Origin of the sequence: Chryseobacterium sp. CBSDS_008 (assembly GCF_049959325.1) — a bacterium.
Classification (GTDB): Bacteria; Bacteroidota; Bacteroidia; order Flavobacteriales; family Weeksellaceae; genus Chryseobacterium.
The window spans coordinates 1580240-1596306 of record NZ_CP188202.1; the positions used below are offsets into that span (position 1 = coordinate 1580240).

At 33.3% G+C, this 16067-nt stretch carries 16 protein-coding genes; 1 reads left to right on the plus strand and 15 read right to left on the minus strand.

Annotation, left to right across the window (positions count from 1 at the left end):
• Positions 1–28: 28 nt before the first annotated feature.
• From traM to ACP3T3_RS07085, 11 genes are all read right to left on the minus strand, one after another.
• Positions 29–1189, minus strand: a complete 1161-nt coding sequence (traM, locus tag ACP3T3_RS07035) for a conjugative transposon protein TraM (RefSeq protein ID WP_426479199.1) — start codon at positions 1187–1189, stop codon at positions 29–31.
• 3 nt (positions 1190–1192) lie between these two features.
• Positions 1193–1567: a M23 family metallopeptidase gene (locus ACP3T3_RS07040; protein WP_426479200.1), complete on the minus strand. Its 375-nt coding sequence runs from the start codon at positions 1565–1567 to the stop codon at positions 1193–1195.
• A 171-nt stretch (positions 1568–1738) separates the two neighbouring features.
• Complete coding sequence (locus ACP3T3_RS07045; RefSeq protein ID WP_426479201.1) at positions 1739–3724, minus strand: type IV secretory system conjugative DNA transfer family protein; 1986 nt, start codon at positions 3722–3724, stop codon at positions 1739–1741.
• Positions 3725–3788: 64 nt separating this feature from the next.
• Complete coding sequence (locus tag ACP3T3_RS07050) at positions 3789–4481, minus strand: hypothetical protein (RefSeq protein WP_426479202.1); 693 nt, start codon at positions 4479–4481, stop codon at positions 3789–3791.
• A 45-nt stretch (positions 4482–4526) separates the two neighbouring features.
• Positions 4527–4787: a hypothetical protein gene (locus ACP3T3_RS07055; RefSeq protein WP_426479203.1), complete on the minus strand. Its 261-nt coding sequence runs from the start codon at positions 4785–4787 to the stop codon at positions 4527–4529.
• 183 nt (positions 4788–4970) lie between these two features.
• On the minus strand, positions 4971–5267 hold the full coding sequence (locus tag ACP3T3_RS07060; protein ID WP_426479204.1) for a hypothetical protein: 297 nt from the start codon (positions 5265–5267) through the stop codon (positions 4971–4973).
• 116 nt (positions 5268–5383) lie between these two features.
• Positions 5384–5689: a hypothetical protein gene (locus ACP3T3_RS07065; protein WP_426479205.1), complete on the minus strand. Its 306-nt coding sequence runs from the start codon at positions 5687–5689 to the stop codon at positions 5384–5386.
• A gap of 362 nt (positions 5690–6051) precedes the next feature.
• On the minus strand, positions 6052–7080 hold the full coding sequence (locus ACP3T3_RS07070; RefSeq protein ID WP_426479206.1) for a hypothetical protein: 1029 nt from the start codon (positions 7078–7080) through the stop codon (positions 6052–6054).
• A 544-nt stretch (positions 7081–7624) separates the two neighbouring features.
• Positions 7625–8416, minus strand: a complete 792-nt coding sequence (locus ACP3T3_RS07075; protein WP_426479207.1) for a hypothetical protein — start codon at positions 8414–8416, stop codon at positions 7625–7627.
• A gap of 303 nt (positions 8417–8719) precedes the next feature.
• The gene (locus ACP3T3_RS07080) at positions 8720–9487 is read right to left on the minus strand and encodes a hypothetical protein (RefSeq protein ID WP_426479208.1); all 768 of its coding nucleotides are present in this window, start codon (positions 9485–9487) and stop codon (positions 8720–8722) included.
• 123 nt (positions 9488–9610) lie between these two features.
• Positions 9611–10378: a hypothetical protein gene (locus ACP3T3_RS07085; protein ID WP_426479209.1), complete on the minus strand. Its 768-nt coding sequence runs from the start codon at positions 10376–10378 to the stop codon at positions 9611–9613.
• Between the two features lie 1052 nt (positions 10379–11430).
• Between ACP3T3_RS07085 and ACP3T3_RS07090 the strand changes: the two genes are divergently transcribed.
• Positions 11431–12732 carry a M20/M25/M40 family metallo-hydrolase gene (locus ACP3T3_RS07090; protein WP_426479210.1) on the plus strand — a complete coding sequence of 434 codons (1302 nt, stop codon included), beginning with the start codon at positions 11431–11433 and terminating at the stop codon, positions 12730–12732.
• A 131-nt stretch (positions 12733–12863) separates the two neighbouring features.
• Here ACP3T3_RS07090 and ACP3T3_RS07095 read toward each other — a convergent pair whose 3' ends face one another.
• From ACP3T3_RS07095 to ACP3T3_RS07110, 4 genes are all read right to left on the minus strand, one after another.
• Positions 12864–13286, minus strand: a complete 423-nt coding sequence (locus tag ACP3T3_RS07095) for a lipid A-modifier LpxR family protein (protein ID WP_426479211.1) — start codon at positions 13284–13286, stop codon at positions 12864–12866.
• A gap of 214 nt (positions 13287–13500) precedes the next feature.
• Positions 13501–14211, minus strand: coding sequence for a carbonic anhydrase family protein (locus ACP3T3_RS07100; RefSeq protein WP_426479212.1), 711 nt, complete (start codon positions 14209–14211; stop codon positions 13501–13503).
• A 49-nt stretch (positions 14212–14260) separates the two neighbouring features.
• Positions 14261–14896: a peroxiredoxin gene (locus tag ACP3T3_RS07105; protein ID WP_426479213.1), complete on the minus strand. Its 636-nt coding sequence runs from the start codon at positions 14894–14896 to the stop codon at positions 14261–14263.
• 44 nt (positions 14897–14940) lie between these two features.
• Complete coding sequence (locus tag ACP3T3_RS07110) at positions 14941–15948, minus strand: T9SS type A sorting domain-containing protein (RefSeq protein ID WP_426479214.1); 1008 nt, start codon at positions 15946–15948, stop codon at positions 14941–14943.
• Positions 15949–16067 lie beyond the last annotated feature (119 nt).

The window sequence follows — 16067 nt, forward strand, 5'->3', positions numbered from 1 at the left end:
TTTACTTCACTTCTGCAATAAGAGCGCTTTAATTAGAACCAGAGGCATTATTTGAGGATCTTATATTGATCCATAATTGGTATTTTTTAGGTAAATACACTCTCTTTTTCTCAAAAACTTCTTTGCTTATTTCTTTTCCTGCTGATAAAATGGCCAGGTTTCTGGCCTCTTTTAAATCTATCCCGGTATTGGCACCGCCACCTAAAACAGAACTGCCGGAATTTGTTCCTCTTTGAATGGCGTAATCAAAGACATCCTGCGATACTGTTGATGGAATTTTAAGCCAGGAATGATTATTCATATGAATGCCTTCTCTTCCATCATAGTCATAAACTCTAAAGTTTAACAGATACAGCATATTATCTTTTTTATAACTTTCAATATCAATACTGATCCGGTCTTCCTTTAACGATATCCTTCCATAAACAATTGTATTCTTAGGAATTACCAGTCCACCCGGGGTATCTGAAAGCCTCATATCTTCTTTTATTCTGATAGGAATAATATTTTTATCCAATATTCTCTTCTGCTCTATGGTTTCTGAAGGAATCAGCTGTAAAATCTTCTTATTACTTCCTCCTGTTGTTCCCTGGAAAAAATTCTTTTGGTCACGAGCTTCATTTTTAACCAAATCCTTTTTACTTTCCTTGTTTTTTAAAGTATCCTCTGAATCCGGGGAATTACGAGAGGCAGCACCTTCCGTTAATCCTGAACGGATTTTATCCTGAAGCTCAAATATTTTGCTCAGACTATTTTCGGAGCCAAGATCATAACCGGAACGGTTACCAGAACCGGAAGGATAACTTCTTTCTTGTGAAGAAATATTGGATAAAGCCTTCATATAACGTTCCTGCCTTTTGGCATAATTATTTTCTTCAGCTCTGCCATCAAAGTTCTGAAGCTGTTCCTGCAATAATTTTTCATCTTCAGGAAGTTCTGTATCTATGCCATACTTTCCATCTTTTGAAAAGTACTTCTTTAAATCCCTCTCATCCTGATTATAGATTTCTAATTTTGATTTTTCTTCAAGCTGTTTCTCATCAACATTAGGAGTTATAATTAACTTGTCATCTGACTCCTTCATTTTTGGGAATAGTATCAGACTCATAATCAAAGTAAGAATCCCTAAAGCAGCCACGAAAACGACCCCAATAATGATCTTCTTTTTTTTGTCCAGATTTGCAAACATATTTTATAAACTATTTTTACACATAATATTCAGAAACAGCAGAGGGTCAATTTTTTTACCTTCAACTATTATTTCATAATGTAGATGAGGACCAGTAGAATGTCCTGTATTTCCACTTAACCCTATCAACTGTCCAGGTGTTACATATTCACCTTTTCCAACAAATAAGGACATTAAATGTCCATATCTGGTTCTAAAACCTCCGTGGTTATCTATTAAGATGGTATTCCCATATCCTCTTTCGTACTTTGAGCTTAATACAATACCGTAATAGGTAGAAAATACTGCAGTTCCTGTAGGTACAGAAAAATCTACGCCCTGATGTTTTTTAAGTATTCCGTCAATAGGATGCTTTCTATACCCATAATTTGATGACACAATTTTGTTATAGGAATCAACCGGCGGCATTATCTTTTGTGATTTTAATCTTTGATAAGGAAATACGATAAAAAAAATAAAACATACAGGAAGTATCCTATTTCTTTTACTAAGTAATATATACATAAGAAGTTACATCATTTACATTTTCTCAATCACTAACAATCAATTCTATTCAGTTTCCCCATGGGACGATGGCTCATTGTCCATATCAGCTTCTTCCTCCTGGGAAATTCTATATAATTCGTTTTCAATAAGAATATCTACCTCTTTTACAATTCTTTCAAAATTTCCATTTAAAACCTCATTGATCATTTCTCTTTCTATAATTGTGGGTATCTCCTTCTTTATCTGATCAGTACGTTTTTCTACTTTTATTTTTCCTCTGAAAATCTTTCTGTTAATTTCTTCTCCGAAATTATCGGCAACCACCCCTACAAACTCTCCCTGAGAAAGCTGAGATATAGTAGATACCGGAATGGCATACTCTAAATTCTCATTGATAGAATATGAGTTATTGGTATCAATGGTTACATTTTTTAATTTTTGCTTTTTCTTTCCAAATATTTCCTGAAGCTTACTGGCCGTCTCACTTCTTACTGAACCACTAAAAATATTACCTACGATGTTGAATATTGTTTCAGCTACTTTATCGCCATAATCACGCTTCAGCTGTTCAAGATCCTGCATTCCAATGGTTGTAGAAACTTTGTTGGATCTGGCGGTTGCAATCAGGTTATCCAACCCCATAAAATACATGGTGGGCAACTCATCCAATATGACTGAGCAAGGCTGTCTTCCCTGCTGATTGATTTCTTTCAGAAGCTGGGTAACCACAAGTCCTAAAGCAGGAGAATTAGTTGTTTGGGTACTCGGTGAGTTGGCAATAATTAATATGCATGGACTTTCGGGATTATTGATGCTTAATGAAATATTCTCTTCAGGAAATACATTATTACCCATTACCCAAAACAATTCCTTTGTTGCCAGCTGAGACAGGGGTATTCTCGCAGATGCTGTCTGACCTGAAAGCTGCTCATAAGCCTGCTTGGCTAAGGCATCTGCAAAAGGTGTCATAAAGAATCTGAGTTCTGAGTACTTACCAAAAACTTTAAATACTTTTTCATCCGGCAAAGAAGCTAAAGATATTGCATGAGGTAACGTACAGAACTTCCCGTCTTCATAAATTCTCAGGAAATAAATACAGGCAGCGAAATAAGAAATAGCGGACTGAGCAAAGAAGTCTTTTTCAGTAATCCATTCTTTATTCAAATTAAATAAGATGGTTTGTGATGCTTCGATGGCATCTGCCGCTTTCTTTATCAATTGAGGATCCAGAGGATTCACAAAATTAGATTTCTCCAAATCATCTAAAGAAACCACACAGAAACGCGGTTCAATTTTGTATTTCTCCTTATAGTATTCATAAAAAGCAAATGTTTCTTTTGCCAGTGCAGGAAATTTGAAATCATACACCATCATCGAAAACTGCTTTTGAATATGCTGCCGTATATACTCTTCAACCACAGAGTAAGACTTTCCTGATCCCGGAGTACCCAAAACCATAGTAGCTCTAAAGGGGTTCACCACATTAATAACCCCATTTTCTGTTTTAAAATTCACAGAGTAGGGATTTTTTTTAACTATTTTCTCTTGTTCAAAAATTTGATTTTTATCATTAAATTCATCCTTCTTATCATAAAAATTGAAGAATTTTCTAAATTTTAAAAAACCAATTATATAAACAATATAAGCAACAAAAGATATGATTGTATAAGATATAATCTCAATCTTCAAAACCGATATGCTTAAGAAAATGACAAGAGATGATCCTACTACTATAACATTCCTCATAAAAGAAGAATCTTCCCCTACTTCTCTCTTAACCTCAAACCCAAAGCAACAAAAGGAAACAATGGCAAGGCTAATAGTTCGTAATAATAAAGGATTCTTAATGAGTGGGAAAATTCCAAATAGCTTTATTATGAATATATTGATATATTCGTTACCCAATCCTTTCTCAGCTACATAACTATATTTAGAATAATAAATATCTACTAAAACCAATAGTATACTTATTAAAAAGGAAAATATAATTAAAATATCTAAAGAATATTTATCATTTTTCATTATACATAAATTATAACAGAATCCCATTGTTGAAATTCCAAATTATCATCAATACTTAGCAATCAAAAGGATTTTAAAATATTATATCGTATCAATTATCCTCTGTACTCTGAGAATCTTGTGCTTCCTCTTGTCTAACATTGCCAGCATTCTGAGCTGAAGCATTTTCAAACCCTTCACTTTTAAATAGGTAGTTTTCAATAAGTAAACCATGAGGATTATTTTCAGTTCTTGCCACATTATATAAATCAAATGAGGCATAGAACAGGTTTTTTGTACTCACATTCTGATCAACTCTGGAGACATTGAGTTTTCCATAAACAGATGCGTGGTAAGGATATTCTTTATCATTAACTTTTATAGAATCTATCTCTAGTTTTTGAACCAGATTTTGAGATTGTATCCTCGCAAAATGCCCGTTTGCTTTAAGAGATAAATACAATTGTTTTCCAGAGTTTCCAATCAGATAGAGAGCCTCATTGATATTCTTATCATAGCTAAACTGATCATATCCAAAAAATAATCTGTGAAGCACTTTAATATGATTCTTAATCTCAGGCAGTCTGTAATTTTCATAGTCCTGTTCATTATTCATAGAATTGGCAATTGCGGCCTGTCCTTTTTCAGTGATAACATATATCTTTTTAGTAAAAACTTTACTTACATAAACAGCCCAGATTGAACTAGAAACGATAGCTATTATTGTAATAAAAAAGCTAAGAAATAATGCTTTTTTAACTAAAGAATAAGTAGAAGGAATCTCACGTAGTTTTTTTAAATCCATTTTATTTAAATTGATAAATTATGATACAGATAACCGAAAAGCATTCTATCTGAATATTTTAACCTTAAAAGAAGCTTTTCTACAGTTTTCACATAAGGGATATTGACTTTCATCTTTATTTTCTGATATAGGCGCAATATTAACCACCTTAACATTCTGGTCACCTTTACACTTTACACACAACATATTACTGTTATTCAACAAGTTAATTTTAGTTGTCAATGCATTATTCCCAACTTTTGCTGAAGCTAGCTTCGCTCTTTCTACTTCAATAATTGAAGGTTCAAGAAAAAATTTAAATTCCATAGTTAAATTAAAGACGTTCTTAATGGACATACTATTAGAATACATGCCACAAACAAAATTTTAGGGAAAAATTGCAAAAAGATGATATTGAATAATGTTATGCTTTGAAAGTATTCAATATTCTTGCGGAGGTAGGTAGTGTTGATTTAGATTGGAGTTAGCTTAACATCTAACTAATATATTCTAGATAAACACATTAGCAATAACGTCAACCAAACCAAAAATAGCTAAGCCTATTACAAAACGGACAAAATTCTTTTGAGCCTGTTCGTTACCCTGCATATACTGAACAAATATTAGAAAAGCACCCACCACTGCAAAAGCACCAACTCCTGCATTTAATGATGTTTTTAGAGTGGTTGTCCACCCAGCAATTTTTGCATCAATTGTTCCTCCGCCTCCTGTTTGAGAATATAATAAACTACCTATTGGTAATAATAATGCAATTAAATTCCTTCTGTTAAATTTCAAATTTTTCATTTCTACTCTATTTTAAAACTAAATTTTAATTTTTTGTTTATGTTTTATTTCTAACTGGATTAAAGCCCGATAATTCAACTTATATCAATTAATAATCTGATAATGAATCAGTTTTTTTAAATTTCTCTGTTATCTTTTGAGTTTATATTAATCAAATTTTCTAATTTTTCATCAAATCTGATACATTGCACTCCCATCTTAAAATCAAAAAAGAATTCTTTAAACTCACCTTTTCTAGGGTACTTTTTTATGATGTATAAATACAGTATGGGAACTACTAAAAACACTAATGATACCAGTACCTTTTTAAATACAATAAAAAGAAACAGCATCAAACATATAACAACTATCATAGCCGTAATTACGGGATAACCAAAGATTAAAGGAGTTCTTTCTAAAGTTTTGGGGGTTTTATATTCCATATAAATTGTATTTATTTTTACCCGAAAAAGTTCTTTATCATTACAAAAATTCACCTAAGGGAAAGTTTTGACAGTAAAAGGATGGCAGGCCGATTGGAAAAATATACTATTTTCTCAGCCTGCTCATTACCCTAACCTATATTGAAATGAATACTAAAGTCTTCAGAATTGCAAACTTGTCAGATTAAGCAGCGACAGATTTACTTCATAGTTCTATCCATCCGGCTTTTTGCTGTCCTGCTATTAATCCTTTGAACATGTAACAAATTGATTGACCATACAGAAACAGCTGTAATATTTTTTTCAATCCCTAAGTATGCTACTTGTAGTATTTGCTTGCTTGTTTATTGATTAAATGTTTTCTAACGCAGCTTTGATGATTTCAGAGGAAGTGTAGGTGTAGTGCTAGCCTCTACTTTAGCAGCTCTAGGATGAAGTTTTGGTGATGCTGTAGGAGAAAGTCTTGGTGGTACTTCAGGTTTATTCTGTGTTTTTGTAAACTGTGAAAGGTCATTTTTACCTGATCTCAATTCACTTGCATTTGCATATATATCTTCTTCTTTTGATACACTTTCCTTTCTAAATTCACTTGCATTTGCATATATACCTTCTTCTATAGATGATGCGCTTTCCTTACTATGTTGCTTAGATTTCTCTGCTTGCTGCTTAAGCACATTATCAATCTCATTATTAAGCTGTTTCAAAAGTTCCTTACCAAGCCCTTCCGTTGCTAAAATCCCGGTATTATTCGGATTTTTACTTTTGGTAAATACTTCAATATTTTCCTTACTATCATCAACAAAAATATTTTGAACATCAATCAACCCTTCATTACTTGTTCTTTGTGCTCTTTCATATTTTTGTATTTCTTTATATTTATCCTTAGCCATTTTAAGCTTATTTTCCTTGGCAGTACCATTACTAGCAATAGGAACAACAATCATTGGAATATCGTTTAAATGAATTAAGCCCTTTATTTGATTTATTGCATTAATTGCACCTGGAAACATGGAGGCTGTTAATATAGCAAAATCAACACCTTGATCTTTACGTTCTTTAACAAGTTCATGCAGACGCTTTCCATCAAAAAAATCAAATGTGTGTACAGGTTTTTCAGTTTTTCCTTCTGCTTTAAGTTTTTTATTTGCTTCTTCAGCGTCATTTTTAGCACTCATTAATGCAAGCTGTACTGCATACTTAGAAGTTGCTGTAAGAGGGACTTCGCCCTTAAGCTCTTTCATTAACTGCTCTTTTGTTAATTCAGGCTCAACATTTTGTAATTTATGAAAAATGTCATCAGATTTATAAAAATATTTCATCATAGTATTATGAAGATGACCATCAAATTGTGTGTTATCGAAGTCTAAAAAGACATTTGTTTTTGTTTTCATTTTTATACTTATTTTTAAAACTAGTTATTTATATTATTGCGGTCTATAAGATTTTGACATCCAGACGAAAAAAAACATTTTTTAAATACTCACAGTCAATATGTTATATTATTTAAATAGAAAAGAAATATGCTTATACAAGATTGGAGAAACAACAGAGACTAACTTATAATATATAGACAACCCATTGAAAACAGCTCCAAATAAGTCTATTTTAAGAGGTTCATCTATTGCACAAAATGCAATTAAAACATCCTTATTGCTTAGCTATTAATTATTTACAAAAATAGTTGATTTAATAATCCACAAAAAATGAATACCGTAAGAATAGACCGCCAGGCATGTAGTTTTTATTCGTGTTGATAAGCTGAAAAAAATTACATCATCTTCTGGTTGATCCTGAGGAATCACCATATGATAAAACGCTTGTACCGGAATTTATAACTAAAAGTCCGATTATAATTACAGGAATTATTGGGCGAAGTTCATAATTTCCGCCTGATAATACATCATTAGTAAACTTTAAAGGTCAGCTTTATATCTTTCACCTTAGAATAAACATACGAAGCATCTTTTGAATTGTTTTCCAGAGAAAGCCCCCTTCTGTATCTTGATTTTCATTACGCTTACGTGGATTAACATTCTCATAAACAGGATCAATTTCACTTTGCCGCCTGGATTTCCTTATTTTACCAAGATGAGTAAGTGTTTTATCTACCTCGCCATTAAGCTGCTTTAAATTAATCCCCCTGGTTACTAAAATCCCAATATTGGTAGCCGGATTGCTGCTTTTTTTAAATACATCAATATTTATTTTAGTATCATCAACAAAAATATTATGAACAGTATCCAACCCTTTAATTCTTAATCTTTGCTCTCTTTCATATTGTTGTATTTCTGCGCTCTTACTTTCTGCCATTACAGCAACACCATACTGAATTGGAACAGAAATCATTGAAATATCCTTTAAATGGGTTAAGCCTTTTAGTTCATATACTGCTTTAATCGCATTCGGAAAACTAGAAGCGGTTAATACAATAACATCAACATATTGATCTTTACTTTTTTTTACAAACTCATTCAAACCCTTTGCATCAAAAAAATCAAACGTTTTATTTGATTTTTTTTTAGAATCCATTAAGGCCTGCTGTACTGCCAGCTTAGACTCTGGTGTAAGAGGATCTTTAGCCATAAGCTCCCTCATTAACTGATCTTTTGCTAACCCAGCAATATTATTATCCTTGTACTCTTCTATAAAACTCATCACACTATTATGAAGGTGGCCATCAAACTGTGTGTTATTGAAGTCTAAAAAGACATTTGTTTTTGTTTTCATTTTTATACTTAATTCTTACTGCTGCTATAGTTGGTGATCCTTTTGTTATTATCTCAATTTCTATTTTAGTTGGCCTGCTTTACCTTATCAATACTATCAATAGTCCTGCATTAGAAAAATAAGTGGATTTATCTAAAAAGTAACGCTTAGCTGGCCGCTAGTATAGGTTAATGTATGCCAGAAGCAGCACTATATAGAATAGGCTGGCTGCCTTATAACGTAACTGAGGAATAAGTGGTAACAGCAGTAATGCTATTGTTCTTGCCCGCATCCGCCTAAGGATATACAGACCTATATATATACTTACGGAGCTGTATTACCATATAGTGTTGCTGTCGCTCTTAAAGTAGTAGCTCCAGCAGTGGAACCATATGATAGAACTCTTGTAGCCGAATTATAACTAAAAGTCTTAACACCATTACATCCACTAGCGGGAGCACGCCAAGTAAATACACCTGGAGAAGGATTTGTTAATGTACCTTGTGTCCTACCATTCAACAGTACATTCATACCTCCATGAGTAATATAAATCTTTATTACTCCAATAGTTTGAAAATTATTACAGTGGTCAAAATAAAACCCTTCAATCTTCAAACCGTAAAACTCAGTATCTGTTGCTCCTGTCCCCCATAAAAAAGAAGGAATAGTTAGTACTGTACCATTACCTAATGCAACCACCTTTACAGCTGTCTCTAACTGTCCCGGCAAGACAGCAAGACTTCCGTCTGCTTGCCAGCCCATAGGCAAATGCCAGGTAGTTCCGGCCGAAGCACGAATTCTTGACAAGTCAACTGTAACAGGATGTATACTTGAGTTTTTTGTTACATCTACAGTAATTTCACCTGCTACGTGCAGCCTGCTTTGCGGAGTTACCGTACCCAGTCCTACATTTCCGGCAGCTGACATCATCAGGTCATTGGATTGCTGAATAGGTGTTGGAACTCCCGTTACTGGATTATCTCCTCCTCCGTCTATGTTAAAAATACCTTGAGGGTTCTGAGTATTAATTCCCACCTGAGAATACATCATTGAGCTAAGAAAAGCTGTTAAAACCAATATATTTTTTTTCATTTTTTTGTTTTTAAAATTCCCTCTATATTATTTTAAATTTTCATTTATTTTTTTGAGTATAACAAATGGATTGATAATACAAATGTGATCTTTTTCAGATATCCTTTAAATGAGTTAAGCCTTTTAGTTTATAATCCAGCCATATAGTGTTGCTGTCCCGTTTAAGGTAATTCTTCCGGCAGTATCAGAATTGGCATATGATAAAACTCTTGTAGTTGAATTATAACTAAAAGTCACATTACGATTACAGGCAGCGGGAGAAGTCCATGTAGTTACATCAGTAGAAGGATTGGATAATGTCCCCTGTTCGACACCATTCAGCGTTACATTCATACCTCCATGAGTAATATAAATCGTCATTATTGCATTGTTGGAACCAATACAGTGGTTACTATAAAGTCCTTCAATCATCAAACTGTACATAAGAGTATCTGTTACGCCTACTCCCCATAAAGTAGAAGGAATAATTAGCACTGTACCATTATTTGATTCATTCACATTTACAGCTGTCTCTAACTGTCCTGGCAAGACAGCAAGACTTCCGTCTGCCTGCCAGCCCATTGGCAAATGCCAGGTAGTCCCGGCCGAAGCACGAATTCTTGACATGTCAACTGTAACAGAATGTATACTTGAGTTTTTTGTTACATCTACAGTAATTTCACCTGCTACATGCAGCTTGGTTTGCGGAGTTACTGTACCCAGTCCTACATTTCCGGCAGCTGACATCATCAGGTCATTGGATTGCTGAGCAGACGTTGGGACTCCTGTTATTGGGTTATCTTTTCCTCCGTCTACGTGAAACATACCTTGAGGGTTCGGGGTATTAATTCCCACCTGAGAATACATCATTGAGCTAAGAAAAGTTGTTAAAACTAATACATTTTTTTTCATTTTTTTGTTTTTTAAATTCATTCTATTAAATTTCAAATTTTCATTTAATTTTTTAAGCTGATAATAAAGTGTTGATAATAGCTCCAAAAATGTATTCTAAGTAATCTATGCATTGCACAGCATATAATTAAAATGCCATATTTGTTTAACTATTAATAATTTGCAAAATTAATTGATTCAATAATTCACAAGAAAATAAGACTGTAAGAATAAACCGCCAGGCCTGTAGTTTTTATTCGTGTTAATAAGTAAAAAATCACACTATCTCCGGTGTATGGCTATTACTAACAAATTCTCTGTAAAAAATGGATGGCCATACTTGCGGCTACCCACACACAGTTAATAACTATGAATTTAATAAATCTTCAATAGGGTTGGAAACTAATTGATTCAGGAACAATTCAAAGCAGATCTGTAAATGACAGCAACCTTATCAAACGCATTTACATGATTCAAATTGGTAAATATTCTACGAGTTTAAAAAACAGGGTAAATTAACTACAAATCACTTTTTAATATAAAATCTAAGTACATAGAAAAGATAAGTAAAAAGAACTCATACAAATTACCAGATCTGTAATATTATATCATTCGCAATTAGTTTAATCTATGTACAAAAACACAATATATGTTTTCATCCAAGTAGCTTAATAACTACAATTAATCAACAGTATACCAATCATTTAATCAATAATTTTACCCCCAAATATAATAAGCTGCTAATCTGGAATAAATACAATTATTCAAACTGGCAAAAAATAAGAAAGATATCATGAACGATTTACTTACTATTGCAATTATAACTGCATCTATTATTGCTTCCTGTTTTTTGATCATTAGTTTGAAGACCAGCAACAATTCATTAGGAAAACTATTATTCCAACCCATACAAATGGTGGCAAGCAAAACGAAAGTATTGCATATTCTTTTTAAAAGGAAATCTCAGGAATGGCAAGAATATTTTCAAAAAGATCAAAATCGATAGACCAAGTGGTTCCTTGCTTCGATAATCAGAAAAATTTCAAAAGAAAAAATTTTATTTTATTACAAACATGATTAAACACCTTATATATTTTATTATAGTTGGCATACTCCTTTCCTTTAATCAACCTTCTGGTAAAATTCCAACAGAAAAAAAAATAATTGATTTTATTATTAAAAATAAACAGGATCAATTAAAACTCCTGGAGAGGCTAGTTAATATCAATAGTGAAACATCTAATGTTGAAGGCGTTAAAAAAAATGGGGAGCTTATAAAATCAGAATTGGAAGCCATAGGCTTTAATGTAAGCTGGCACGATCTTCCTTCAGAAATGCATCATGCCGGAAGCTTAGTTGCTACGATCAAAGGTAGTTCGCGTAAAAAAATACTGATCATCGGACACCTGGATACTGTTTTCCCTATTGACAGCCCTTTTCAGCGTTTCATACTTTCTCCTGATCATAAATATGCTACCGGACCTGGGGTTATTGATGCTAAAGGAGGAACTGTTACCATTTTATATGCAATGAAGGCCCTGCATCATATTGGAGAACTTAAAAATGCCAATATTACAATCGTTTTCACTGGCGATGAGGAACTGGCTGCAAAGCCAACAAGCATATCACGAAAAACACTCATCGACATTGCTAATGATAGTGATATTGCCTTAGGGTTTGAATTTGCGCTTTCACCAAATGAACTCATTGTGGGAAGACGAGGCCTTGATGAATGGTTTTTGAACTCAACGGGCAAATCCCAGCATTCAGCAGCTATCTTTCAACCCGATACAGGGTTTGGGGCGGTATATGAAATAGCCCGTGTGCTTAATGAGATTCGACAAAACCTTTCTACTACTCCGGGACTAACCATTAATGCAGGTCTGCTTTTAGGAGGACAAAAGATAAATGAAAATATTGAAACAGGAACAGGTTCTGCTACTGGGCGTAAAACCATTGTTCCTGCTATAGCTTATGCACATGGCGATATGCGGTTTCTTTCTGATCAACAACGAAATGAAGCACAGAAGAATATGGTACAAATTTTAACACATTCATTACAAGGTACCAATAGCAGCATAAGTTTTAAACCTATCATTCCCCCAATGCAGGCAACAAAATCCAATGATGACCTCCTGGCGTTATATAGTATTATTAATCAAAGGCTAGGGCACTCAGCAATAAAAGCAGCATCGCCTGAACTGAGAGGAGGAGCCGATATATCTTACACAACCCCCTATATAAAAGCCGGATTAGATGGATTAGGACCTTGGGGCAAAGGTGCCCATACAGAAGCCGAAACCTTAGAAATTGAAGCTTTGACTATAGCAACACAACGAACAGCCTTATTTATACTTAACTATATAAAACAATAAAAAAACAGTAAGAACGTCATACATATAGTTTTATAGTTACTCATTTTCACCTTACAATGGTAACCATTTGCTTAAACTCATCAAAAAATCACTTTTGTATTAAAAATGAATATTTTTTATAGATATTCTTTTCATATCAAATAGCTAGGAATATATAAGCCTAATTTTTTATGTAACAACGTTTGCATACGTTCAGCACCAGAATCTTTACCAATACCCCCCAAATGTAATGATAGCTTCAGGTTACTTTCATTATTGTATAATAAATTAAGATGAGAAGCAATATAAAGATAACCGGCAAAAGGGCGGTCAATATCTTCCTGGGACAAAATATATCCGGATTTCGGGGTATATATTTTTTGTCCGGCTTCCATTTCAAATATTTTATTGACAAGGTTGCTGCCTTCTTTACTTTTTACCTCCAATGCCTGGCGGTAATAAAAAAGAAGTCCATTGGTATAATATCGGTCTGAACCATTGCCTAAATAAGAATCATTATCAGTTTGGAAACCTACTTCATATTTTGCTTGTGAAAAACCTGTAATTTTTAGCAAGGGTTAGCTTACATCTGCTTTTTTTCATCTGGTATTATTGATTATTTTTTCTTTTCGGGATCTATGTTGTTAATTGCTACAGTAGTGAAGCTCAAACAATATTAAATCCGAAGAAAACAGTTCTCCGGATTTAATATTGTTTAAATGGCCAACTTATTTCGGGGCGACTCCGTATATTGAATAACATGAGTTCGAAACAAATTAACAAGCTGAATTATTTTATAAACTCCAGTGTTCCATCTGTAAGACTGCAAAATGCTCCAACAATTTTTATCTTTCCATTATCCTCCATTTCCTTAAGGATCGGACTTTTTTTTCGTATATCGTTCAGTGCTATTCTAACATTATTTTCAGAAACGAACTTTACAAACTCACTGTTTTTTGAATTCTTATCTCCTGTAAAACTTAGGCTTATATTCACTGCTGGTCTTATTTTGTAAATAGTACCTAGCCTAACATTGTCAATTGCTGCTTTTACAGCGCCGCATTGTTGATGCCCCATTACCATGACAAGTTTGGCACCCGCTACTACACAAGCAAACTCAATACTTCCCAATACATCTTCATCTACAAAATTTCCAGCTACACCTCCAACAAAAATATTTCCCAAACCCTGATCAAAAATATCCTCTACGGGAACACTATTATCTATACAGCTTATAACAACGGCTTTAGGAAACTGGCCAGTTACAGGCGGTCTTGTATGTTTTGTATGATCTCTCATAGTTGCGATTCCATCTTGGAATCTTTTATTTCCCTCAATAAAATCTTTCAGAACCTCTTCACCGGTTAATTTATCCTGTTGTTCTTTTGTCATTACATGAGAAGAAATCTTTGGTTGGGTCTTTCTATTTTCTGATTTTTTACATGAAATTGCCATTCCACATACTAATAGACTTAATAAAATTATTTTTTTCATATTCATAATGTGATGTGTTTTTAATTTGTCTTTAAATACCCTTAATAATTGTTTCTTATTTATTAGGATGAGGCGTAAATCTTAAATAAGATTTAATTTCTCTAACTCCTTTTGGATATAATTTTCTTGCATCCTCTATAGAAATACTGGGAGGAATAATCACATCATCACCAGCTTTCCAATTAACCGGAGTTGCTATAGTACAGGTATCCACTAACTGTAACGAGTCTAAAACGCGTATGATTTCATCAAAATTTCGCCCCGTAGATGCCGGATAAGTAATAATTAAACGAATCGTTTTATTGGGGTCAAGTATTAACAAGGAACGAACTGTTGCTGTTGTGGATGCTTTAGGATGGATGAAATCATAAAGCATTGAAATGGCAAGATCATGATCGGCAATGATTGGAAACTGAACACAAGTCATTTGAGTTTCATTAATGTCATTTATCCAATTCTGATGATCTTCTGCTCTATCAACACTTAACGCAATTACTTTAGTATTGCGGCTATTAAATTCCGATTGCAACTTTGCTGTCATCCCCAACTCCGTAGTACAAACAGGTGTATAATCTGCAGGGTGAGAAAATAAAATTCCCCATGAATCTCCAAGATAATTATAGAAATCTATTTTACCGACAGACGAATCGGCCTGAAAATTTGGTGCAATATCACCTAATTTAATTGACATATTTGTTTTTATTTTAATTTATTAAATTATTGCTACCGTATATCTTACTCTTTGATCAATTTCAACTTTTCTGATTTTCCGTTTTTTTTGGAAATTTCTATAAAATAGCAAGCTTTTGGAAGCTCTGATATATCAATTGTATCAGGAATATTGTTAAGCCTTTTCACTAATTTCCCCCCGGCTGTATAAATGCTGACAGAAGATTGTGCTCTTGTATCCCCAGTCAAATGGATAAAATCGTGTGCTGGATTAGGGTAGATTTTAAAATCTTTCTTTGGCGTAAAACTGGCAGTAGATAAATAAACTTCATCTAACACCTGTGTATAATTAACCGATTGATTAGTACTAAGAAGGGGAATATTGGCAGCTCCACTGATAGAGGTTAATAAAGGAAACTTATGGTTACCATCATAATAAGAATAGATAGTATTTGTAATAACTCCAAGGGGTATAAAATAAGAAGTATCAGAAGAAGAATACAAAATAATATTTTGTACTGATTTGATCCTCAAAACATTATTATACACTTGAGATCCTATCATTAAAGTTCCATAAGCATCACCGGAAGTTGTAATTGTTCCTTTACAAAATCCGGATACTGCTGCTGAAGAGAATGTTCCAGCCACGGCATCTGTTATTTCAGATCCATAAGCAGTAGGATATGATATAAAGGTTCCGTTATCAGAATTAAAATTCAATGTGGCCTGTGAAGTTACTATTCCAGCTATTTCAAGTTTTGAATCCGTTGATTTATAAAAAATAGTATTTCCCAAACTATTCATTTTTATTGTTGATCCAGGATAAGTGATGAATTCCGCAGGTGTTACTGCTGTGTATGATGTAATACTTCCCCCCCCTTGTGTTAAATTTATATTATTAAAGGTTACATTGTTTCCAATTGCAGAATTATCTACTGTCCCATTGACACTGTAATTATTCACTACATCTCCTACAAGAGGATCATTAAATGATTTAGTAATTGTTGTTGTTTGTGCTGGAAATAGACTATAGCCCCCTAATAGAATTCCAATAATTTTTTTAATCTTAATCATTAAAATATTGTTTGAATTATTTGCAAAACTATTTAAAAACTGATGTATTAAATAATTTAGTCCGTAGACATTGCACTACAGTAATGTAAATATTAATCGCAAACTAAAATAACAGACAA

Bases quoted from the DNA above. Each gene is read 5' to 3' on its own strand.
- ACP3T3_RS07070 (WP_426479206.1), bottom strand. From the start codon at position 7,080: ATGAAAACAAAAACAAATGTCTTTTTAGACTTCGATAACACACAATTT.
- ACP3T3_RS07045 (WP_426479201.1), bottom strand. From the start codon at position 3,724: ATGGGATTCTGTTATAATTTATGTATAATGAAAAATGATAAATATTCT.
- ACP3T3_RS07055 (WP_426479203.1), bottom strand. From the start codon at position 4,787: ATGGAATTTAAATTTTTTCTTGAACCTTCAATTATTGAAGTAGAAAGA.
- traM (WP_426479199.1), bottom strand. From the start codon at position 1,189: ATGTTTGCAAATCTGGACAAAAAAAAGAAGATCATTATTGGGGTCGTT.
- ACP3T3_RS07085 (WP_426479209.1), bottom strand. From the start codon at position 10,378: ATGAAAAAAAATGTATTAGTTTTAACAACTTTTCTTAGCTCAATGATG.
- ACP3T3_RS07105 (WP_426479213.1), bottom strand. From the start codon at position 14,896: ATGTCAATTAAATTAGGTGATATTGCACCAAATTTTCAGGCCGATTCG.
- ACP3T3_RS07060 (WP_426479204.1), bottom strand. From the start codon at position 5,267: ATGAAAAATTTGAAATTTAACAGAAGGAATTTAATTGCATTATTATTA.
- ACP3T3_RS07075 (WP_426479207.1), bottom strand. From the start codon at position 8,416: ATGAAAACAAAAACAAATGTCTTTTTAGACTTCAATAACACACAGTTT.
- ACP3T3_RS07080 (WP_426479208.1), bottom strand. From the start codon at position 9,487: ATGAAAAAAAATATATTGGTTTTAACAGCTTTTCTTAGCTCAATGATG.
- ACP3T3_RS07050 (WP_426479202.1), bottom strand. From the start codon at position 4,481: ATGGATTTAAAAAAACTACGTGAGATTCCTTCTACTTATTCTTTAGTT.
- ACP3T3_RS07110 (WP_426479214.1), bottom strand. From the start codon at position 15,948: ATGATTAAGATTAAAAAAATTATTGGAATTCTATTAGGGGGCTATAGT.
- ACP3T3_RS07100 (WP_426479212.1), bottom strand. From the start codon at position 14,211: ATGAATATGAAAAAAATAATTTTATTAAGTCTATTAGTATGTGGAATG.
- ACP3T3_RS07090 (WP_426479210.1), top strand. From the start codon at position 11,431: ATGATTAAACACCTTATATATTTTATTATAGTTGGCATACTCCTTTCC.
- ACP3T3_RS07065 (WP_426479205.1), bottom strand. From the start codon at position 5,689: ATGGAATATAAAACCCCCAAAACTTTAGAAAGAACTCCTTTAATCTTT.